Genomic DNA, 21,369 nt, shown 5'->3' with positions numbered 1-21,369 from the left:
AAGGAGCTAGCCATGGACGAGAGCAGCTTCGAGACCACCTTCGGTTTCCCGGCGCAGGCCGCGGCGACCGCACCCGGGCGGGTGAACCTCCTGGGCGAGCACACCGACTACAACGACGGCTTCGTCCTCCCCATCGCCATTCCACTGGAGACCCGGGTGGAGGTGGCCAGAAGCCGCGACGGCCTGAATCACTACTTCGCCTGGGAGCTGAAGGAGCGTGCCTGGTCCGAGGCGGGGGGCGCGGTCCCGAGCGGTTTCGCCGCCTACCTGCACGGCTGCCTCGCCCTGCTGCGCGTATCCGGCTACCACTGCGACCCCGTCTGCGTCCGGGTCTCCTCGCAGGTCCCGATGGGGAGCGGACTCTCCAGCTCCGCCGCGCTCGAGGTCGCCTTCCTGCGCGCCATGCGCGAACTGTTCAGCCTCGACCTGGACGATCTCGCCCTGGCCCTGATGGCGCAGCAGGCGGAGGTGCGCTACGCCGGGGTGAACTGCGGCATCATGGACCAGATGGCCTCGAGCCTCGCCGATACCACCCACATGCTCTTTCTGGACACCCGCTCCCTGGAGCGCAAGCTGGTCCCCCTGCCGCGCAACTCCGAGCTGTTGGTGCTCGACTCCGGCGTGCCGCGCCGCCTGGGCGAGAGCAGGTACAACCTGCGCCGGCAGGAGTGCGAGGAGGCGGCGCGGCTTTTGGGTCTCGCCTCGCTTCGGGACCTGGACGACCCCGCCGAGCTGAGCCGCCTGCCGCATGACCTCGCCCACCGGGCCCGGCACGTGCTCACGGAAAACGAGCGGGTGCTCCAGGCGCTGGTGGCGCCGCATGCGTGCCGGTTCGGGGAGCTCATGAACGAGTCGCACCGAAGCCTCAAGGACGACTTCCAGGTCTCCACCCCCGAACTCGACCTCCTGGTCTCCCTGCTGCAGCGGCAGGTCGAGGTGTTCGGCGCGCGCCTCACCGGCGCGGGGTTCGGCGGCGCCTGCGTGGCGCTGGTCCGGGCGGGCTCGGCCCGCACAGTGGGCGAGCGGGTGCTCGCCCTTTACCAGGAACAGGGACAGCAGGGCACGCTGCTGGTCCCGCAGTAAGGGGGCGCGGACGTGGCCGGGTCGGAGGGGAGGCGGCTCTTTCCCGAGCTTTGGGGCGGGGTGGAGTGCACCCTGCACCGCGTCGGCGACTGCTTCCATAGCCAGATCGAGCTGAGCGGCCACATGGCGCGCCCCGCCGACCTGGAACTCTTCGCCACCCTGGGGCTCACCGCGCTGCGCTATCCCGTGCTCTGGGAGATGGTGGCCCCCGATACCCTGGACCACCCCGACTGGAGCTTCAGCGATGAGCGGCTTCCGCGTTTGCACCATCTGGGCATCGAACCCATCGTCGGCTTCCTGCACCATGGCAGCGGCCCACGCTACACCAGCCTGATCGACCCCGGTTTCCCCGACCTATTGGGCCGCTACGCCGGCATGGTCGCAGCCCGCTATCCCTGGCTCACCTCGTTCACCCCAGTCAACGAACCCCTCACCACCGCCCGTTTCAGCTGCCTCTACGGCCACTGGTATCCCCATGGCCGCGACGACCGCAGCTTCGTCAGGGCCGTCATCACCCAGTGCCGCGGCATCGTGGAGGCGATGCGCGCGATCAGGCGGGTGATCCCGGCGGCGCGGCTGGTGATGACCGAGGACATGGGGAGAACCTGGTCCACGCCGCTTCTGTCGTACCAGGCCGACTACGAGAACAACCGCCGCTGGCTCAGCCTGGACCTCCTTTCCGGGCGGGTGGACCGGGACCACCCCCTGCGCCCGTGGCTCGCCGGAACCGGCGCGACCGACGCAGATTTTGACTACTTCCTTGGCTGTGACATGACTCCGGATGTGGTCGGGCTCAACTATTACCTCACCAGCGACCGATACCTGGACCAGCGCCTGAAGCGCTACCCGGCGACCAGCCACGGCGGCAACGGCCGGCACCGCTACGCCGACGTCGAGGCGGTGCGCGCCCGGCGGGAGGGTATCCTCGGGCACGAGGAGGTGCTCCGCTCGGCCTGGCTGCGTTACCGGCGCGAGGTTGCCCTCACCGAGGTCCACGCCGGTGCCACCAGGGAGGACCAGCTGCGCTGGTTCCACGAGGCGTGGCAGGCGGCGCTGAAACTGTGCCGGGAGGGGGTCCCGGTGCGGGCGGTCACCTCCTGGGCCCTGCTCGGCTCCTACGATTGGTGCGGACTCCTCACCAGCATGGACGGGAGGTATGAACCGGGCGTCTTCGACGTGAGCACCAAAGAGCCGCGCCCGACTGCGCTGGCCACCACGCTGAAACAGGTGGCCCTCTTCGGCAGGGCCTTCCATCCCACCCTCGCGCACCACGGATGGTGGCGCCGCCCCGAACGGCTCTTCCCCGGTTGCCGCCCGAAGTCCCTGCTCCCTGGCTCGCCGCCGCCCGCAGCCGGCGGGGTGGTGGTGATCGGCAAGACCGGGACCCTGGGCCAAGCCTTCGCCCTGGTCTGCGCCAGCCGCTGCGTCCCCTGCCACGTGCTCTCCCGCGCCGAACTCGACATCACCTCCCGGCCATCGGTCGCCGCGGCACTGGAACGGTTCGCCCCCTGGGCCGTCATCAACGCCGCCGGCTTCGTCCGCATCGACGAGGCCGAGGGGGACGCCGCCACCTGCTTCAGGCAAAACGCCTTCGGCCCCGGCATCCTTGCCGAAGAATGCGCCCGCAGGGGCATCGCCCTGGTCACCTTCTCCTCCGACATGGTCTTCGACGGCAGCAAAGGGACCCCCTACCACGAAACCGACCCGGTGGCACCTTTGAACGTCTACGGACGGAGCAAGGCCGAAGCGGAGCGCCTGGTGCTCGCGCAGCACCCGGGGGCGCTCCTCATCCGCACCAGTTCCTTCTTCGGCCCCTGGGACCGGTACAACTTCGTTACCCAGACCCTGCAGCGGCTCGCCCAGGGGGAAACCGTGAACGCGGCATCGGACCTGGTAGTCTCCCCCACCTACGTCCCCGACTTGGTGCACGCCTGCCTGAACCTCCTGGTGGACGCAGCCAACGGCATCTGGCACGTGGCCAACGAGGGCGCGGTGACCTGGGCCGAACTTGCGGGTCACTGCGCGACGATGGCGGGTTACGATGCCGCCGCCGTCATCCCCTGCCCCGCCTCCTCACTGGGCTTCATCGCGCCCCGCCCCCCTTTCTCGGCCCTCGCCAGCACACGCGGCATCGTTCTCCCTCCCCTGCAGGACGCCCTGGCCAGGTACTTGGTGGATACCGCCCCGCCTCTGAAATAGATCCCTGCGCCGAACTAAAAAAGGCCCCTGTTGGGGCCTTCTCTTTGCCGGTCATGTCTTTTGGTCCGCTTATCGGATCGGCGGCCACGTGGCCGTCAGCAGCTCCTCCATGGCTCGGACCGTGCCATCCCACGAGGTTCCCGCCACCACCGCGCGCATCGCCTGCACCATCTCCCGCTGCTTCGCCCGGGGAAGGGCCAGGGCCCCTTCGCACCCGGCGATGAAACTCGCGATGTCATCCCCGATGAAGACGATGTCGCCATAGGGCTCCGCGACGTCGGTGATGGGAGTGCTGACTACCGGCTTCTCGGCGGCCATGTACTCGAGGATCTTGGTCGGGCTGATGAAGCGGGTGGCGTCGTTCAGGGCGAAGGGGATGAGGCATACGTCCCATCCCGCCACGAAACGGGGGAGCTCGGCGTACTGCTGCTGGCCGTAGTAGCTGATGTTCTCGCGCTGCGGCAGGGTTTCCGGGGCGATCTTCAGCACCGGCCCCACCATGACGATCTGCCATTCGGTATGGGAGGTGGCCAGGGCGTCCAGCAGGGGGAGGTTGAGGCGCTCGTCCAGCACCCCGAAATAGCCCAGGCGGGGGCGCGGCAGGGGACGCTGATTTTCGTGCTCGATGGTGGGATCGCAGGCAAGGCCGAAATGGGCGGCATCGACGCTGCTCGGGAAGCAGTAGACCCGGGCGTGGTGGCGTTGCTTGGCGCGGTACAGGCTGGGGCCGCCGGTGAACACCAGGTCTGCCCACTTCAGCAGGGCGCGCTCCCGCTCCGCTAACTCCTTCGGGGCATCCAGGAAACCGGAGAGCTCATCCATGCAGTCGTAAACCACCAGGCGCGGCTTGAGGGGGGCCGCCAGCGGCAGCGCCATGGGGGTGTAGAACCAAGCAAGGTAGCGCTCCAGCCGTTCCTCGCGCAGGAGCTCCTCGAGCAGCGGGACCAGGCAGGAGATCTGTTCGTCGTGGTAGCCCGGGCGCTGCACCGGCGTGTGCGGACGGCAGACCATAACCCCCTGCGCGGGGTTCGAGCACTCCAGGAAAGGCGCCACCTCCGGGTCCAACACCGGCTCCTCGAAGAAGATGACGCGGCGTCGCTCCGCCATGCGCGCCAGCAACTGCTGCGGGCGCTGGTAAACGAAGCTCCAGCGCAGGTGGGAAAAAACGATGATTGCTTCTTCGTGCATCCCCGCCTCCTGTTGACGGCCGCCAGCGTCAGGGTGGCTGCCATGCGCTATGATGCCGCTGTGGGCATTTTCCCGGCCAAAACGACAGTAGAGCATTTTAACATGAGCGAACGTGAAGGGAAGTCACGCAACGCACGAAGCTGAAACTCCCATACAAAAAAGGTCCAAAGTGCCGGCTCCCATTAAAGCTTTAGCCTTTCCTGCCGATGAAGATACATGATCCTGCATCTCCCCGCGCAACTCCGCGCCGGGGCGAGCACCCACCGAAGCAGCGCCCTGCCAGGCGCGGAGGGAGAACTCATGAAGCTATTCGGCAACTCCTGCCAGTCCAAGGTAGACGAACAGGCGGTGGAAATCGCGAAGATGGCCCAGATGCTCGACAACGTCGACAACATCGTCATGCTCTGCGATACCAGCCATGACAACAAGATCATCTACATGAACAAGCAGGCGCAGGCCCTGATGCAGCAGTTTCGCGGCCAGTTGAACGCCGGACTGCGCGGCGCCGACGTCGCCAATGCCGCGGGAAACAGCATCCACCAGTTCCACAAGGACCCGGCCCGCATCCGCACCATCTTCGGAGAGCCGCGCGGCAGAATGCCGCACACCGCCGAAATTCCCATCGGCGAGGTCACCCTGCGCACCTCGACCTACCCCATATGGGACAGCCGTGACCCCTCCAAGGTGCTCTGCTACATGGCGTGCTGGAACGACATCACGGCCGAGAAGGCGGTCGCGCAGCACCAGCGTGAGGCCATCGATCGCAAGGAATACCTGGAGACGCGGGTGACCCAGATCGCCACCGCCATGGAAGAGATGAGCATGACGGTGAACGAGGTTGCGCGCAACACGGTCAACGCCGCCGACTCCGCCGCCGAGGTGGCCGGCAACGCCCGCGAGGGACAGAGCGTGGTGAGTCAGGCCGTGAGCGAGATGCGCAAGGTGGCGGAGATCGTCAGGGATTCGGCAGGAATCGTGGGGAACTTGGGGGAAAAATCGTCGAAGATCGGCGAGTTCGTGGCGGTGATCAACGACATCGCCGACCAGACCAACCTGCTGGCGCTGAACGCCGCCATCGAGGCCGCCCGGGCCGGCGAGCAGGGGCGCGGCTTCGCCGTGGTGGCCGACGAAGTCCGTCGCCTGGCCGACCGCACCGTCGCCTCCACCAAGGAGATCCGGCTCATGGTCGAGGAGATCCAGAAGGAAACAGTCCTGGCGGTGGAATCGATCGAGCGCGGCAAGAGCGAGGCCGAGGTGAGCGAGGCGCTCTCGCACCAGGTGGATAGCTCGCTCGCCAACATCGTCAACTCAATTGAGCAGATCGAACACGTCATCGGGCAGATCGCGACCGCGTCCGAGGAGCAGGCCGCGACCTCGACCACCATAGCCAGCAGCCTCGAGGAGATCGTACGCGGCTAACGAGTCCACCCCGCCTCTCACCTCCTTGAGACGGGGAGGGAAAGCCCCGCCGGACCCGGTATCCGGCGGGGCTGCTTTATTTATCGCCCCTGCCGGTCCGTCAGAATCCCCACCAGCTTTTCCAGCTCTCCTTCCGGCAGGGTTACCGGCCGCATCTGGGTCTGCGCCCGGCTTCGCCTCGGGTTATCCAACCATTTCTTCAGGGGACCCTGGCCCCAGGGAGTACGCCCCTCGGCGGTCTTCGGGTAGAACTCCGACAAGAGCCCGGAGAGGTTGGGACCGATGGCGCCATGTCCAAGCCCCCCAAGGGTACGCGTGAGCGCCCGGTGGCAGGCGCCGCACCGTTTCTCGAAGACGTTGTCGCGGCGGGTGTCGCCATCTTGAAAATGCACAACCTGGGGCGACTCCCCCTTGCCGCGTCCCCCCTTGGCCGTTTCCTCCCGCGCCCCCGCCAGCACTGCATTAACCAGATCCGTTTTCTGCCGCTCGTCGAAGTGAAACTGGGGCATCAATAGCGCCGGATTGCCGATCGCCTCGAAGATCGTCTGCCCCGTGGTTCCCGACGGGAGCCGGTCCAGGTCGGCGGCGAGCCGGTTCCCCTTCCCCGCCACAATGTGGCAGCGCCGGCAGGCGAACTGCTCCACGAGGTCGCGCCCCCGCCGCGTGGGTGCCGAGCCTGGAACGGTAAACCAGGCGAAGCGTCCCGGCACCAGGTCGTGGTGGGCGATGCGGGGCCGGTCCGAGCGGGGGTCGCCGCCGTGGCAGGTCACGCAACTTCCCAGGGAACCATAGTGTGTGGGGTGGCACTTGAGGCAGGAGGGTGTCGCCCCGTGTGCGGCCACCGGAGCAACCACGAGCGCCAGCGCGATCAGAAAGGGGAAACGAACTGCCAATTGGCACCTCTGCAGAACATGGCCACGAAAGTCAGCGCGAGCACCAGAATGCAGGTGGCGAGCGCCGCGCAGTTGACGACCCGGCACTCGCGGGGGAACCAGCGGGCGGAGTCCGCCGTCGAGCGGGTAAGCCAGGGAAGAGCGAGGAAACAGGCAGCCAGCGCCAGCACCAGGTAGATGAGGTACTTGGAGTAGCTGACCAGTTCCTGGATCCAGAGCAGGAACCATGCTGACTTGACCGGGTTGGGAACGCGGGCGAGGTTGGCTTGTTCCTGCAGGGGGGCCGGGATCAGCAAGGCAAGGGCCATGAGGGCCAGTACCGTCAGGGCCAGCGCGATCTTGATGAGCCGGAAGAAGTGCGGCGAACTCTTTAGGTAGCCTCGTTTCATAGGTAGGGGAGCACCCCCTTGTTCTTCCTGATCCGGTAGAAGTGAAGCCCGCTCAGAAACAAGAGCGCCGCTGGGATCATCAGGATGTGCAGCACGTAGAAGCGTAGCAGCGAGGCTGGCTCACCCACCCCGTCCGGAACCAGCGCGGCGCGCAGCGCCCCGCCCAGCGGCATGGTGTGCAGCAGTTCCATGCCGGTCTGGGTAGCCCAGAGGGCGAGTTGGTCCATGGGAAGGAGGTAGCCGGTGTATCCCTCGAAGACCGCCAGGAAGAAGAGGGCGCAGCCGACCAGCCAGTTCAGCTGCCGGGGCTTTTGGTAGGCGCCGGTCAGGATGACGCGCAGAGTATGTAGGACAATCAGCACCAGGAAGACGTGACTGGCGAGCCGGTGCAGGCTTCTCAGGTAGCGCCCTCCCCAGACCGAGGACTCCAGGAGGAGGATCGACGGGTAGGCCGCGGCCGGGCTCGGTTGGTAGTAGAAAAGGAGCAGCAGCCCGGATGCGGCTAAAAGGAGCAGACAGGTGAAGGCCAGCCCTCCGAGGCAGAGGGTATAGGAGAGGGTGAGGTTTCGTTGCAGCACCGCCCGCGGAAAGAGATGTTTAAGGAAGTCTTCGATCAAGTAAGTTGCTCCCGCTGTTTCACCTGTGACACCAGTTTCCCTGCTCCCGCCGACTTCCCCCTTCACTTGCGGGAGTGGCGGGGCGAATGATTATTCGCCCCTACACGTGCACGTGATAGTTCTCTCCCACCAGTTCCACCTTGTAGCGCGGCAGCGCCCGGTCGGCGGGGCCCTTCAGCACCCTTCCCTCCCGGTCGAACTCTGAGCCATGGCAGGGGCAAACAAGACCGGTGGGGGTGACGTTGACCGTGCAGCCCAGATGCGTGCAAACGAGGTCCAGAGCGTAGACCTGCCCGCCCCGGTCCAGAAGCGCGATGCGCGCCTCCCGATACACCAGGGCGCCGTCGCGCGGGAGGTCGCTCTGGGCCACGGTGAGCAGCGTCTTCTTGCGCTTCCCCTTCGGGGTCAGGAACTTCCCCAAGAACCATCCCCCCGCCGCCAGCGTGATCAGCGTGCCGAGGAAGGTTCTACGTGATTGACCAAGTTCTGCCATTTTTCCAGGTAGGCCCTCCGATAGGCCGTGCTCTTTCGATTCAGTTCCAGATAGCGCCGCTCCGGGTAGAAGGAACCGTTACTGACCTGCTGCCCCGTCGCGTCCCAGAACGAGGAAAGCGTCATCCCCTCTGCCTGCAGTTGGTAGATGCGGTCCACTGTGGGCTCCCTCAGAAAGCGGCGCGGGTTGCCGTGGCACCCCTCGCACATCACTGTGCCCCGGCGCACCGTGTGTGGAAAGAACGCCTTCCAGCGCGCCGCCAGGAGCCGGTTCTCGTCCCAGATCGCCCGGTCGTTCCTCACGTCGGTGAAGTAGGCGATGAATTCGGGGCGGATCGGGCTCACCTTCCCCCGCCCGTTCAACCCGAGCGGTGGCGCGTCCTGGCGCCGCAGGTAGGCGCTTTTCAGGTACTCCTCGGCACCCTGGTCTCGCCGCAGCCCGTAGAGCTCCTGTGAGGGGCTGTTGGTGAAGCGCAGGAAGAAGGTGCCATACTCCTGCGCGGCCCAGGCGGAGTGGCAGGCCCAGCATTCCATCTTCTCCAGGTGCGCCGTGATGCGGTGTTCCGGCACGCTTAGCTTCGGCTCGTGGCAGTCCCGGCACCCCTTGGCAGCCTTGCGCCCGGCGGCGAGGCTTGCCATGGAGTGGCAGTCGCCGCAGACAAGTCCCGCCTCCGCGTGCAGATCCGGAGTCATCTTCAGGTACGCCTCGCCGTAGGCCACCTCGCCGCGCTGGTAGCGCATGCTGTCCTCGCGTGGCGCCATGCCGTAATAGTCCGTCCCGACGAAGTACCCCTTGTGGCAGGCGAAGCAGTCGCGGTCGCGCGGCTTGCCGATCTCGTGCCCCTTTCCGGCATGACAGTCGGTGCACCCCTTCAAGTGGCAGGCCCCGCAGTTCTTGGCAAAGAAACCCGGGTCCGTCCGGCCGTAGCTCGCCGCCACGAAGTCCAGTTCCCCCCGCCGGCTCCCCATAGGCTGATCGAAGAGCGCCGCGTACCCCTTGTGGCAGCCGATACAGCCGGCGGCGCCGCTCTCCCGGGAGGCAGGGTTCGCCAGGGTCCTGGTCTCGTCCAGGTGGCAGGAGAGACAGGGAAGCCCCCGGTGCACCCCCTTGACCACCTTCTTATGGCAGACGGTGCAGTTCTCCCCGGCCAGCGCAAGCGCCGCGCTAAGGAGCAGGAATAAGGCGACGATGCAGCGCATCATTGAGCGCACGATGGTCCAGCTCCTTTCGATAGATGGTGTCGGCCGCCTTGTCGTGACAGACCAAGCAGAGGTTGACCGCCAGGGCGCGCCGCACCTCGCTGGCGTTGAGCGGCCGGGAGTGCTCGCGGGTGATGGCGGAGTAGGCCCGCACCTTCCCCTCCTGCAGGGTCAGAAAGCCGTCCAGCGGCTTGTCCGCCGACTGTTCGCAGATCATGGTCCCCTCAATGTTCCTGCCGGAGACCACGTGCTGCCCGAAACCGAGGAAGGCGGGGTTGCCGTGGCACTCGCCGCAGCCGATCGCCTTCTTGCCGGTGTTGTGCGAATAAAAGGGGGCGAAGCGGAGCTGCTGTTTCCCCTTGAAACGCGCCACGTACTCGTTTTTGGAGAGGGTCCCCTCCGGCTCCACCACGGTGACGAAGGTCTGGCATCCCGGGGTCACCGTGGAGATCCTGCCGCGCTGGTTCAGGGCCAGCGGGAAGGGGTAGAGCATGCGGTAATCCTCCTTCTCGCTGAAGCGCCCCGGTGTCGGCACCCCTTTCACGTAGTCCATGGCGGTCCTGGTCTTGTCGTAGCTGGTATGGCAGCCGTAGCACTGGACCACGGTGCGGCTGTGGCAGGAGTAGCATTCCATCCGGCCGTGGCCGACCACGGTGTGCTCCGGGGTGCCGGTGATGACCCGGCTCTTGAACAGCTTGCCGCTGCGTTTGCCCAGCACCCACACCGTGCCGTCTTTGTAGAAGACATTGGAGTAGGCGCGCCCCTTGGCGGTGAGGATCATCTTCATCCCCTGCCGCATCTGCACCCGGTACCCCTGGGACTCGCGGAGCGCCTCGTCGCTTTCGCTGGCGATCTCGCGGTAGCGCGGCGGCTTGGCGCCGCCATGGCAGTCCTCGCAGGCGATCTCGGTCTGCAGGTACATGTTGCGGTGGGAGTAGCCGTCCCCCATGAGGTCGCGCGAGGTGTGGCAGTCGATGCAATCCATCCCGGCCGCGAAGTGGACGTCCGGGGCGATGCGGGTCAGGTTCCTGTTGCCGCTGGCAAGCTGCGGTCCCGGGAGCCCGAAGCGGGTCGGCACCAGCGAGTTGTTGCCGTCGTTCAGCCCCTGGTAGGAGTAGGCGATGCGCCCGCTTCTGTTGTGGCAACGAGAGCAGACTTCGTTGCCCGGAAGTCGCTCCATGGCGTGGCTCGCCGCGTAGGGGCCGCGGCCCCGCACGGTGGCGTCGCCCCCCCGGTAGACGGCGCGGTCGTTGTAGGGGAAATGGCAGGCGGCGCATCCCGAGGCGTGGCTCGCCCCGTAGACCTCCCCGCTCTCCCGGGCCACGTGGCACTGGGAGCAGAACTTGCGGTACAGCTCCCCGGAAACGTGGTCGAGCTCCGCCACCGGCTTGAGCTGCAACGGCTTTCCTGCGGGATCGTAGACATCCCCGGCGCGGCTGGCGTACTCCCCCTCTTTCGGCCCTTCCCAGGTGAGCCGTATGTTGCGGATCATCCCGGTCGTCGTGTACATCAGGTTCGACTTGACCCGCTCCAGCTGGTATTGGTGGCAGGAGCCACAGCTTTTGTCCCAGTGCTCCGGTGAAGAGGGATTGCTGCGCCCTAGCATGCCGCGGTGCGCGACCTGCTTCTCCGTGGCCTTAGCGTCTCCGCCGTGGCAGGCGACGCAGTCGCGGTGCGTGGCCGAGGCGTGCTCAATGCCGGCGTGACAGGCGAGACACCCCTCCCCCGCCTGGCTCTTGCCATTGCAGCCGGCGAGCGCCAGGATGGGCAGCAAGGAAAGGAGCAACATACCGCGGCGGAGTGTCCCTATACCGCCTGCGCTTACCGCTTTTTTTTTCATGCTCCCAGTCGCTTTCATGGCACCCGTCGCTTCTTCCCCTGAGCTCCAGCGCATTATATTCAAATTAACGCCATTCTCCAAAACCTTTCATGAGCAATACACAAAAAAAGCCGGCATCGCGGTGAATGCCGGCCATCACAAACCAGGAACCTTCTTTTCGCCTTACTTGCCGCTCTGACTGATGCTCACCCTCTTGGTGAACTCCTTCCAGACGAATGGATCGCTGTTAGGAGTGCCGAAGGGGAGATAGGTCAGCTTCACTTCCACGTCGAGGTCGTACGCCGACGGCTTCTCGACGGTCTTGCCGTTCACTTCCACTTCTTCGAGCGGATAGAAGATCTCGAAACGCTCCTTCACGAGCTTGCCCGGGGGAAGCCCAGTGTCCTCGATCAGGCCGCTCTTCTCATAGGGGCCGCGCCCCATCCGGTCCCCACGAGCCAGCTGCTGCGGGACCGGCATGTAAATCTTCTCCTGGTTGAACACTTCCTTGCCGTCTTTTGTCTTACCGATTACCGACAGAACCAGTCGGTTGGGGGTCGGTCAGCCGTCGGGGATGGAGTGTCCCGCCTTGTTCAGCATCTCGACCTTGACCACGGCCCGGGGCCTGATCTTGGCGCCGTCGCGCCAGTAGTACCCGAAGGCCTCGGCCTTGAACTCGACCGCCTTGTCGGTCATGGCCGCATCGCGGTAGGCCTGGATGTTGTGGCCGAGCTTGGAGTTCTTCATGTGGCAGTCCTGGCAGTTCTCCTGTCCCACCTCGGCCTTGTAGACCCAGAGGTAGCTGCCGTAGGAGGTGCAGCATTGAGTCGGCTCGTCGAGTTCCAGGTTCGGTCCTAAGCCGTGGCACTGGCCACACTGGATGGCCTGGTCCATGATCGGGCTCTTGGCCATCTTCGGGAACTTGTCCGAGGGATGATCGCCGTCCTTGGAACCGTACACCACCCCGGCCTTGGGATAGCCGTCCTGCCACTTGTGGGTGATGGCGTTCCTGTTGTGGCAGACCAGGCAGTTGATGGAAACGCTCTTCAGCTTCTCCTCGAGCTTCTTGGCCCCTTCCTTATCCTTCTTGGCGCGGGCCTCCTTCCACCCGTACAGGGTGGAGACCAGCTCTTGGGCCACCGAGTCCTCGGCGTCGGCCAACTGCGGCAGGTGGCACTTGGCGCACCCCATCAGGTGCTCGACCTTGACGTCCTTGGGACTTTTGACCCCGGAATAAGGCTCCTCCGTCAACCCGTTCTCGATGGTGGTCATGATGGTCATCGCCGTGCGCGCCGTTCCGAAGAGGGAACGCGAGTGGATCGACTTGGAGGCCTGGTCATGCTGTTCCTGGTGGCATTCCACGCAGGAGCTGGAATCGTACATCTTGGCCAGTTCGGCGAGCGTCTTCGCCTTGCCCGATTTGGCCGCGATGGTCTCCTGCCAGCCGATGCCGGCTTTTCCAGCGAATGCCGGTACCGCCAGCACACCCAGGAGCAGGGCCGCCGCCAGGGTTACTTGCGCCGTTTGTCTTTTCATGATCCCTTCCTTTCCGGTTTGGGGGCGAAGAAGGGGCGCCCCGCCGCGCGGGGCGCCCCTTCCTTATCAGCAGCCCTGCAGTTCATCCCCCTCGCACTCGGAGAGGGAAATTGCGGAGTCGACCTTGATTTTCTCCGCCTTGGCCTTGCCGAACTTCAGCGTCACCTCGTTGCCCTGCACGGCGAGCACCTTGGGAGAGCCGCCCAAAGCCGTCACCATGGCGCCTTTCTTGATGTACGCCGGCGGAGCCGCCTCCAGCGTCACGGTGACCTGCTCGCCTTCCACTTTGGTGACCTTCCCCTTGGCGGGCCCCGCCGCGAAGGTCATGGCGGCCATGCTCAGCATGGCCAGTGTCGTCGCCGCTATCCGCATCGTTTTAGCTAACATCGCTTTTCCTCCTGTAAGCCCAGGGGGACTGGCACCTGGCGGAGCCAGTCCCCTTTGGCTGTCTGTGGTTAGAAGATTACCTGGAGCTGGGTTACGTAGGTCATGAAGTCCTCAGTCTCGTCGGCCGAGGTGCCGCTGCCGTAACGGAAGCCGGTGGAGTTGGCCTCGAAGGTGAGTTTCAGGTTCTGGTCGCGCAGGTAGTAGTTCATGCCACCGCCGGTCCAGAAAATGCGCTGGTTGTAGATGCCGTTCAGGTTCGCGAACTTCCAGTCCTCGTGGCGCACGAACAGCTGCAACGGGATGTTGGGGAGCATGTAGCCGGCCTTGACGTAGTAGCCGTTCTTCTCCCCGTTAATGCCGACCACGTTAAAGTCGGGATTGTCACCCAGGTAGGCGTGATCAAGATCGATCTTCTCGTAGGCGCCGGAGGCGGTGAAGGTTCCCATCCCCTCGACCGGGTACTCCACGAAGCCGTCGAAGGTCCACGCCTTGTAGTCCTTCTTGTCGGTTTTCAACACGGTGTTGCCGTAGGCGACGTCGGGTTCGAACTGGTACGCGGCCCCGAAGGTGGCGACCTTCTTCTTGCCGAGGTAGGTTCCCTTGTAGCCGTAGTCGTTTTCCGGGTCGAGCAGGGTCACGTGGGCACGCGCCGAATAGCGGAACTTAGAGGCCGGAGTCGCATCTCCGGAAAGGGCCTTGCGTCCTTCCATGGCGTCCAGCCGGTACTGGAACATGTCGTTGAAGAGGTTACCCCACACCGCGACGCCGGTATCACGAGTGGTGGTAAAGGGGACGCGGATGAAGAGCGAGCGGTCCAGGGTGAGCGGCATCTCGCAGGCCTCCAGGTTCTCACGGGAGAGGTTGTACTTGAACTTGCCCACGTTCACCCGGAAGGCGTTGTCGATCTTGAAGCGGACCACCGCGTCCAGGAGCTGGAAGTTCGAGCCCTGGTTCTCTCTGGCCACGTCCAGCGGGGTCACATTCGGGTCATCGGTGTACTCGGTCTGCACGTAGATGGACATCATGTCGCCGTACTTGCCCATGAGGGCCAAGCGGTTACGGCGGAAGTTGAAGTTCATCGTCGTGTCTTCGTTGTTGTCCCCGGAGCCGTTGTCGCGCAACGTCATCTGGAACTGCCCCTTGTAGTCCAGCTGCAGCGCCCCCTCGTCGTTGGGGCCGAAAGTCATCCTGGGACCGGCAAAGGCGGTGCCGGCCATAAGCGCAACCCCCAGCGTCGTCGCGGCGACGGTCGATATCTTAGGCATTTTCAGCATAGATCACTCCTTTTCGTTGTAGGTCAGCCCCCGCAGGGGCACACAAGCCCCATAACCTAGCAGCCGCCACCGCCGCTGCCGGAACCGCCCGAGGCCGGTGCGCTCACGGTGCTGCGATAGGCCCGGTCCGCAGTCTCAATCTGGTTCCCTTCCGCGAAGCTCGGCTCGACCGTGTACACCCGTGCGCCGTAGTCGACGATGATGCGCTGGGTCGTTCCTGTGTGGAAACGGCCCACGTTCCAGGTCAGGTTCTCCATCAACGCGGTGGTGTCCCAGATCGAGCCAACGGCGAGCTTGCCGCCCGCCGGAACCGTGGCGCCCGCGGTATTGACCGCGGTGTGATCCGAGGAGGCCAGGAGGTTCCATTGGCCGTAGGAGCCGTCATACCACTTCACTTCCACGTTCGGGTCGTTGTAGTAGGCGATGCCGTCAAGAACGAAGAAGCCGACCGAGGCATAGTTGCCGGCCCGGCAGAAGGAGATGAAGGTCCTGGTTGCGTCGCGCCCTGCCGCGCCAAGGGTAGCCACGCCGTCGGTACCCAATGCCGCTGCGAGGTCCGCTTTTATGGTGGCGGCGTCCTTGAAATTCAGGGTCCCCGCCGGTGCGACCATCGCCGGAGCGCCATAGGAATATGACCCCTTGATGGCGCCGTCAAACGGTGTGTAGGCGTTGCCGCTCACCAGGAGGTCCGTGGTAGACGATACGGTCGCCAGCGGGTTGGTGGCACCGCGCACGGTGTCGACCAGGGTGACCTTGCCGGCATTGCCCGCGACGATGCCCTGGACGTAGGCGATCATTTCCGGAAGGGAGACGCGCATGTCAGTGTTGACCCTGGTAGTGCCGTTCTGAGCCACGCCGAAGCTCGATCTGGTGACGGTGGGAACAACCTTGGTCAGCGGGTAACCGGCAGCGCCCCATCCCGCGTTTCCGCCCTGCAGAACCTTGAGTCGGTTCTTGGGGAAACCCCAGTAGCGGAACGTCGTGTAGGCGCGGGCCACGTTGACCGTGTTGGTTGCGTTGTTGGTGAAGACGACGGTGGTGTTGCCATCGATGCCGGCAGTCTGGATGATGGTGTCCATCGCGGCGCCGGTCAAGACCATGCTGCCGGTGACGTTGAAGGGGCCCTCGGCACGGGTATTGTCCATGAAGGCCGCGGATCCCGTTGAAACCAGTTGGGCACCCGGGACATGGCCCACGGTGTTGTACTTGTTGGATGTGTCAGAGTCGTTGTTGGAGACATCGAGAATCACCACACGGTCGTACCCCCCCTGCTTGTTCACCAGGCCGGCATCGATCCACCCCTTCAGGTCGGCCGCGGTGATCAGCGCGGTAGCGGTCTTGGTCGTAACTGCCTTCTCGGCCGGGTTGTCATAGCTGGTGCCACCGCACCCCCAGATGCTGAGAGCCGCAACGGCCACCAGACCGAGCAGCGAGAACAGCAATACCCTGCTCTTCATCATCTTTTCCGACATACAACCTCCTTTGGATTGGTAAATTGTGACGTCCGACTGGGTTTAAGTGTTCACTCCTCCTTTCCACTCAATTAGCATTGTCAAAGATAACCCACTGTGAAAGTTAAAATATTTTCGTTTTGTGTCAAGAATGTTGAATTGAAGACTAAAGGAGCAACAAGATGAACAGAAGCAACGTGTAACATTGGCAGGCGCAGCACCCGCCACCGCACAACTCGACACAAATTATCGATCTACCGTCTTATTATGTCAGAAGGAGGCACGTTGCCTCACTTGCAGCGGCGTTGTTGCTTCTTCGCAGGATGGGGTGAACTACTCAAGTGAAACTTTTTCATAGGACCATGCGCAAAACGCATGGTAATTAAATATATTTAAAACTTTACCTCTGACAGTGGGGACATTTTCTGAAATTGGCTGTTGCAATCTATATAAGTTTTTTGCAATATGCACAAACGACATATTCTCACATGACCCATGCGTGTTTCGCATAGGCGGCGTCGGCGGGTGACCTGACATGGATTTCACGAATCTGAAAACCCTGGTAGTTTCGGTCGAATGCGGCAGCTTTTCCAAGGCTGCGGAGATCCTCTGCGTCACCCAGTCCGCCGTCTCCCGCAGAATCAAGATCCTCGAGGACCATTACGGTCAACTCCTTTTGGACCGCTCCGGACTCGCACTGAAACCAACCGCCGCCGGGCACCTGCTGATCAATAAGGCGCGCCAGGTGCTGCAGGTGGAGCAGGAATTCGTCTATGACCTGCAGCTCCTGACCAGCAAGCGCAAGATCTCCTTTTGTTGCACCGCCCCCTTCGGCATCTCATACCTCCCCGACATCTTCACGCACTTCATGTCCCGCAACTCCGAAACCAGCGACCTGAGCTTCGTCTTTGACATGCCCGAAGGGGCGCTCAAGGGGCTTAAGGAAAAGCTGTACGACCTGATTCTCATCGAATTCTGCGAGGACCTGAACCTGGACGAGTTCGCCGTCTACCCGCTCCCCGACGACGAGATGGTATTCGTCAGCGGGCCCGGCTTCGGCATCGATGCCAAGGTGGTCGACGTCGAAACCATGCTCGGCCAGCGCCTGTACTGCAAGAAATCCGGCTGCTGCGCCCGACGCTTCCTGGAAAAGAGCATGCATGGCATCGGCCGCGACGCCGCCGAGTTCCGCAACACCGTCTACTTCGACGACATCCCCTTCATCATCAAGGCAGTCCGGGCAGGAGAAGGGGTCACCTTCATCTCCCGCAGCGTGGTCGCGTCACACCTGGCTGACGGCTCGCTGGTCAGTCACCACGTCGAAGGATTTGAGCCGTCCCGGCCGCGACGCCTGGTCCTGGAGAAGAACCGCTGCCTCGACCCGACGCTGTGCGACCTCATCGAGGGGATTTTCCACCGGTTCTCGCTCACCCCCCCCCCGGAGCTGGCGCCGCGCTGAATCCTCCCGGCACACGGTCCCTCGCTTGATCCGCTTCATCCCCTTGATCCGCTTGTACCCCGCTCCGCCCTTCCCATCTAATAAATTAGTGGTAGCATATTAAACTTCATTATTGCCACCCTCCCTGCGTCCCCATTATTGCCGGCCGGGCCTGCGGGCGGGTGCATCCATCTCCGGACAAGGGGGACTGTTCACATGAGCGGAACCAGGAAAACGATGGACGGCAACACTGCGGCGGCGCATGTCGCCTACGCGCTGAGCGAAACGGCGGCCATCTACCCGATCACCCCATCCTCGACCATGGGGGAAGTGGCGGACGAGTGGGCTGCTGAGGGACGCAAGAACGTCTTCGGCCAGATCCTGAACATCAAGGAGCTGCAATCCGAGGCGGGTGCCGCCGGCGCCGTGCACGGCTCGCTGGTCGCGGGCGCGCTCACCACCACCTTCACCGCATCGCAAGGGCTGTTGCTGATGCTCCCCAACATGTACAAGATCGCCTGCGAGCAGCTCCCGGGGGTCTTCCACGTCTCGGCCCGCGCCATCGCCACCCACGCCCTCTCCATCTTCGGCGACCACCAGGACGTCATGGCGGCGCGCCCCACCGGCTTCGCCCTGCTCTGTTCCTCCTCGGTCCAGGAGGTGATGGATCTCGCCCTGGTGGCGCACTTGGCGGCCCTGGAGGCGAGCCTACCCTTCCTGCACTTCTTCGACGGCTTCCGGACCTCGCACGAGGTGCAGAAGATCGAGGTGATCCCATACGAAGAGATGGCCCGGATGGTGAACTACGACAAGCTCACCGCCTTCCGTAAGAAGGCCATGAACCCGGAGCACCCTGAGTTGCGCGGCACAGCGCAGAACCCGGACATCTACTTCCAGGGCCGCGAGCGCGCCAATCCCTTCTACCAGGCCCTGCCGCAGATCGTCACCGAAACCATGGAACGGGTGGGACAACTGACCGGCCGGCACTATCGGCTCTTCGACTACATCGGGCATGCCGAGGCGGACCGGGTCATCATCACCATGGGGTCGTCGTGCGAGACCACCGAGGAGGTGGTGCAGTACCTGAACGGGCAGGGTGAGAAGGTGGGCCTGATCAAGGTGCGCCTGTACCGCCCCTTCGACGCCAACGCCCTCCTTTCCGTCATCCCTCCCACGGCAACGAAGGTCACCGTTCTCGACCGCACCAAAGAGCCCGGGTCCCTGGGCGAGCCGCTCTACCAGGACGTCTGCACCGCCCTTTTGGAGCGGGGCGGCGAGGTGCCGGAACTCTACGCCGGCCGCTACGGCCTGGGCTCCAAGGAGTTCCGCCCGGTGCACGTGAAGAGCATCTTCGACAACATGAACGGGAGTCCCGGCAAGCGCCATTTCACCGTCGGCATCAACGACGACGTGAGCGACAGCTCGCTCCCGATCGAAGGAACCCTCTCCACCACCCCGGAGGGGACCATCCAGTGCCGCTTCTGGGGGATGGGCGCCGACGGCACCGTCGGGGCCAACAAGGCCGCCATCAAGATCATCGGCGACAACACCGACCTCTACGTCCAGGCCTATTTCTCCTACGATTCCAAGAAGTCCGGCGGCATCACCGTCTCGCACCTGCGCTTCGGCGAGAGTCCCATCCAGTCCACCTATCTCGTCGACTCGGCGGATTTCATCTCTTGCCAAAAGGCCCCCTACGTGCAGATCTACGACCTCCTGGAGGGGATCCGGGAAGGAGGGACCTTCCTGCTCAACTCCCCCTGGAACAGCGTGGAGGCGATGGAGACCAACCTCCCATCCGCCATGCGCCGGGCCATCGCCGGGAAGAAGGTGCGCCTCTACAACGTGGACGCCATCAGCATCGCCCAGTCCGCGGGGCTTGGCGGGCGCATCAACATGATCATGCAGACCGCCTTCTTCAAGCTCTCCGGGGTGCTTCCGTTCGAGCGGGCCGTGGAACTGTTGAAGGATTCGATCCGCAAGGAGTACGGCAGGAAGGGGGATCAGGTGGTGGAGATGAACCTCGCCGCGGTCGACCTGGCCGTGCAGAGCCTGGTGGAGATCTCCTATCCCGACTCCTGGCGTGACGCCAACGACCAGCACGGCACCGACTTCCGCCTCAATCAGCAGATGCCGGACTACATGCGCGACATGGTCTTCCCGATCCTGCGCCAAAAGGGGGACGATCTGCCGGTGTCCTCGTTCGCGCCGGACGGTGTCTTCCCCTTCTCCACCGCGCGCTACGAAAAGCGGGGCGTCGCCATCAACGTCCCGGAGTGGATCAAGGAAAACTGCATCCAGTGCAACCAGTGCGCCTACATCTGCCCGCACGCCACCATCCGCCCCTTCATCGCCTCGGAACAGGAACTGGGTGCCGCCCCTGCGACCTATGAGACCATCCCCCCCAACGCCAAAGAGTTCAAGGGGATGGGTTTCCGGATCCAGGTCTACACCCTGGACTGCATGGGATGCGGCAACTGCGCCGATATCTGCCCCGCCAAGGTGCCGGCGCTGGTGATGAAGCCGATCGACACCCAGTCCGCAGTGCAGGAGGAGAATCGCAAGTTCGCCGAGGCACTCTCCCCCAAGGGGCACATGGTGAAGCGGACCACGGTGATCGGCAGCCAGTTCCAGCAGCCGCTCCTCGAGTTCTCCGGAGCCTGTTCCGGCTGCGGCGAGACCCCCTACGCCAGGATCGTGACCCAGCTCTTCGGGGAGCGCATGATGATCGCCAACGCCACCGGCTGCAGCTCGATCTGGGGCGCCTCCGCACCGGTCTCCCCTTACTGCGCCAACGCTGAAGGGCATGGCCCCGCCTGGAACAACTCGCTCTTCGAGGACGCCGCCGAATTCGGCTTCGGCTACCACATGGCGGTGTCGCAGCGCAGAAACCTCCTGGCCGACCAGGTGCGCCGTGCCGTGCACAGCCTGCCCGAAGGAGACTTGAGGGGGGAACTCGACGCATGGCTAACGGGGATGCACGACCCGGAACTCTCCCGGCGCCACGGCGACCGGCTGAAGGAGCTGCTCCCCAAATCAGGAGACAACGAGCTCCTGCAGCAGATCGCCGCATCTGGCGACCTGTTCACCAAGAAGTCGATCTGGATCTACGGCGGCGACGGCTGGGCCTACGACATCGGCTTCGGCGGCCTGGACCACGTCATCTCCACCGGGGAGGACGTGAACCTGCTGGTGATGGACACCGAACTCTACTCCAATACCGGGGGGCAGTGTTCCAAGGCCACCCAGCTCGGCGCCATCGCCCGTTTCGCCGCCGCAGGGAAGAGGACCTCGAAGAAGGACCTGGGGCGCATGGCCATGACCTACGGCTACGTCTACGTCGCCTCCATCGCCATCGGCGCCGACAAGAACCAGACCCTCAAGGCGATCACGGAGGCGGAGGCCTATCCCGGTCCGTCGCTCATCATCGCCTACTCCACCTGCATCAACCAGGGGCTCCGGAAAGGGATGGGGAAATCCATCGAGGAAAGCCAGCTCGCGGTGAAGTCGGGTTATTGGCCGCTGTACCGCTACAACCCGCTTTTGAAGATGGAAGGGAAGAACCCGTTCATCCTGGAGTCCAAGAAACCCGATGGCTCGCTCGCCGAGTTCCTCTCCGGAGAGGTACGTTTCCAGGCGCTGGAAAAGCAGAACCCGGAAGTAGCGAAAAAGCTGCGCGAGCAGATGGAGCAGGAGGCACTGGAGCGCTTCCGGATGTTCCGGGACATGGCCGACTGGCAGCCCAGCAAAGGGGACGTTCCCAAGGAAGGGGGGAGAACGCACGACCATGTCCCCGCCGCCGCGGGAGCGGCAGAGGAGCCGGCGCCGGTCTGCGTCAGCGCGACCAGCGATCCCCGCTACAGCCGGCCAGGCCAGCCCGAGGACGAATGTGACGACGGCCGCGCCGGTATCGACAAGAACATCAAGGAGTAGATAGGTAGGAAGGACAAACGGGAGTGGCCGACCACGGCGGCGGTGTTGATC

General features: G+C 64.1%; 16 protein-coding genes. 5 read left to right on the top strand and 11 right to left on the bottom strand.

Annotated elements, in window-relative coordinates:
• Positions 1-12 precede the first annotated feature (12 nt).
• Both galK and JFN90_RS01255 read left to right on the top strand, forming a co-directional pair.
• Positions 13-1,083 carry a galactokinase gene (gene galK / locus JFN90_RS01260; protein ID WP_199393286.1) on the top strand — a complete coding sequence of 357 codons (1,071 nt, stop codon included), beginning with the start codon at positions 13-15 and terminating at the stop codon, positions 1,081-1,083.
• Between the two features lie 12 nt (positions 1,084-1,095).
• On the top strand, positions 1,096-3,282 hold the full coding sequence (locus tag JFN90_RS01255; protein ID WP_328755184.1) for a family 1 glycosylhydrolase: 2,187 nt from the start codon (positions 1,096-1,098) through the stop codon (positions 3,280-3,282).
• A 69-nt stretch (positions 3,283-3,351) separates the two neighbouring features.
• Here the strand turns inward: JFN90_RS01255 and JFN90_RS01250 are convergent, their stop codons facing one another.
• Complete coding sequence (locus JFN90_RS01250; RefSeq protein ID WP_199393285.1) at positions 3,352-4,470, bottom strand: glycosyltransferase; 1,119 nt, start codon at positions 4,468-4,470, stop codon at positions 3,352-3,354.
• 216 nt (positions 4,471-4,686) lie between these two features.
• On the opposite strand from JFN90_RS01250, the gene JFN90_RS01245 reads away from it, so the two are divergent.
• Positions 4,687-5,889 carry a methyl-accepting chemotaxis protein gene (locus JFN90_RS01245; protein WP_236018790.1) on the top strand — a complete coding sequence of 401 codons (1,203 nt, stop codon included), beginning with the start codon at positions 4,687-4,689 and terminating at the stop codon, positions 5,887-5,889.
• Positions 5,890-5,969: 80 nt separating this feature from the next.
• Here the strand turns inward: JFN90_RS01245 and extS are convergent, their stop codons facing one another.
• The 10 genes from extS to extH form a co-directional block, all read right to left on the bottom strand.
• On the bottom strand, positions 5,970-6,782 hold the full coding sequence (gene extS / locus JFN90_RS01240) for a selenite/tellurite reduction operon c-type cytochrome lipoprotein ExtS (protein ID WP_199393284.1): 813 nt from the start codon (positions 6,780-6,782) through the stop codon (positions 5,970-5,972).
• On the bottom strand, positions 6,758-7,171 hold the full coding sequence (gene extQ, locus JFN90_RS01235; RefSeq protein ID WP_199393283.1) for a selenite/tellurite reduction operon b-type cytochrome membrane protein ExtQ: 414 nt from the start codon (positions 7,169-7,171) through the stop codon (positions 6,758-6,760). The genes extS and extQ overlap by 25 nt, the downstream gene beginning before the upstream one ends.
• Positions 7,168-7,788, bottom strand: coding sequence for a cytochrome b N-terminal domain-containing protein (locus JFN90_RS01230; protein WP_199393282.1), 621 nt, complete (start codon positions 7,786-7,788; stop codon positions 7,168-7,170). The genes extQ and JFN90_RS01230 overlap by 4 nt, the downstream gene beginning before the upstream one ends.
• Before the next feature lie 100 nt (positions 7,789-7,888).
• Positions 7,889-8,281, bottom strand: a complete 393-nt coding sequence (locus tag JFN90_RS01225; protein WP_199393281.1) for a QcrA and Rieske domain-containing protein — start codon at positions 8,279-8,281, stop codon at positions 7,889-7,891.
• Positions 8,236-9,492 carry a selenite/tellurite reduction operon b-type cytochrome iron-sulfur cluster-binding subunit ExtO gene (gene extO / locus JFN90_RS01220; protein WP_199393280.1) on the bottom strand — a complete coding sequence of 419 codons (1,257 nt, stop codon included), beginning with the start codon at positions 9,490-9,492 and terminating at the stop codon, positions 8,236-8,238. Before extO ends, JFN90_RS01225 begins: the two co-directional genes overlap by 46 nt.
• Positions 9,446-11,269 carry a selenite/tellurite reduction operon c-type cytochrome ExtM gene (extM, locus tag JFN90_RS01215; RefSeq protein WP_236018789.1) on the bottom strand — a complete coding sequence of 608 codons (1,824 nt, stop codon included), beginning with the start codon at positions 11,267-11,269 and terminating at the stop codon, positions 9,446-9,448. Before extM ends, extO begins: the two co-directional genes overlap by 47 nt.
• A gap of 213 nt (positions 11,270-11,482) precedes the next feature.
• Positions 11,483-12,835: a multiheme c-type cytochrome (seleno)protein ExtKL gene (gene extKL, locus JFN90_RS01205; RefSeq protein WP_268898628.1), complete on the bottom strand. Its 1,353-nt coding sequence runs from the start codon at positions 12,833-12,835 to the stop codon at positions 11,483-11,485.
• 66 nt (positions 12,836-12,901) lie between these two features.
• Positions 12,902-13,222, bottom strand: a complete 321-nt coding sequence (gene extJ / locus JFN90_RS01200) for a selenite/tellurite reduction operon protein ExtJ (protein ID WP_199393277.1) — start codon at positions 13,220-13,222, stop codon at positions 12,902-12,904.
• Between the two features lie 68 nt (positions 13,223-13,290).
• The gene (gene extI, locus JFN90_RS01195) at positions 13,291-14,496 is read right to left on the bottom strand and encodes a selenite/tellurite reduction operon porin ExtI (protein WP_199393276.1); all 1,206 of its coding nucleotides are present in this window, start codon (positions 14,494-14,496) and stop codon (positions 13,291-13,293) included.
• A 56-nt stretch (positions 14,497-14,552) separates the two neighbouring features.
• A complete protein-coding gene (gene extH, locus JFN90_RS01190; RefSeq protein ID WP_199393275.1) occupies positions 14,553-15,968 on the bottom strand; it encodes a selenite/tellurite reduction operon rhodanese-like protein ExtH in 1,416 nt (471 codons plus the stop codon).
• A gap of 514 nt (positions 15,969-16,482) precedes the next feature.
• Here extH and JFN90_RS01185 point away from each other — a divergent pair.
• Together JFN90_RS01185 and nifJ are read left to right on the top strand one after the other, a co-directional pair.
• On the top strand, positions 16,483-17,406 hold the full coding sequence (locus tag JFN90_RS01185) for a LysR family transcriptional regulator (protein ID WP_199393274.1): 924 nt from the start codon (positions 16,483-16,485) through the stop codon (positions 17,404-17,406).
• Positions 17,407-17,601: 195 nt separating this feature from the next.
• Positions 17,602-21,318: a pyruvate:ferredoxin (flavodoxin) oxidoreductase gene (gene nifJ / locus JFN90_RS01180; RefSeq protein ID WP_199393273.1), complete on the top strand. Its 3,717-nt coding sequence runs from the start codon at positions 17,602-17,604 to the stop codon at positions 21,316-21,318.
• Positions 21,319-21,369: the final 51 nt, after the last annotated feature.

Origin of the sequence: Geomonas propionica, assembly GCF_016458235.1 — a bacterium.
GTDB lineage: Bacteria > Desulfobacterota > Desulfuromonadia > Geobacterales > Geobacteraceae > Geomonas > Geomonas propionica.
The sequence above is the reverse complement of the archived record's forward strand: the minus strand, read 5'-3'. Positions and strand labels throughout refer to the sequence as shown.

Bases quoted from the DNA above. Each gene is read 5' to 3' on its own strand.
- JFN90_RS01250 (WP_199393285.1), bottom strand. From the start codon at position 4,470: ATGCACGAAGAAGCAATCATCGTTTTTTCCCACCTGCGCTGGAGCTTC.
- JFN90_RS01225 (WP_199393281.1), bottom strand. From the start codon at position 8,281: ATGGCAGAACTTGGTCAATCACGTAGAACCTTCCTCGGCACGCTGATC.
- JFN90_RS01185 (WP_199393274.1), top strand. From the start codon at position 16,483: ATGGATTTCACGAATCTGAAAACCCTGGTAGTTTCGGTCGAATGCGGC.
- extM (WP_236018789.1), bottom strand. From the start codon at position 11,269: ATGTTGCTCCTTTCCTTGCTGCCCATCCTGGCGCTCGCCGGCTGCAAT.
- extQ (WP_199393283.1), bottom strand. From the start codon at position 7,171: ATGAAACGAGGCTACCTAAAGAGTTCGCCGCACTTCTTCCGGCTCATC.
- nifJ (WP_199393273.1), top strand. From the start codon at position 17,602: ATGAGCGGAACCAGGAAAACGATGGACGGCAACACTGCGGCGGCGCAT.
- extI (WP_199393276.1), bottom strand. From the start codon at position 14,496: ATGCTGAAAATGCCTAAGATATCGACCGTCGCCGCGACGACGCTGGGG.
- galK (WP_199393286.1), top strand. From the start codon at position 13: ATGGACGAGAGCAGCTTCGAGACCACCTTCGGTTTCCCGGCGCAGGCC.
- extJ (WP_199393277.1), bottom strand. From the start codon at position 13,222: ATGTTAGCTAAAACGATGCGGATAGCGGCGACGACACTGGCCATGCTG.
- extH (WP_199393275.1), bottom strand. From the start codon at position 15,968: ATGTCGGAAAAGATGATGAAGAGCAGGGTATTGCTGTTCTCGCTGCTC.
- JFN90_RS01245 (WP_236018790.1), top strand. From the start codon at position 4,687: ATGATCCTGCATCTCCCCGCGCAACTCCGCGCCGGGGCGAGCACCCAC.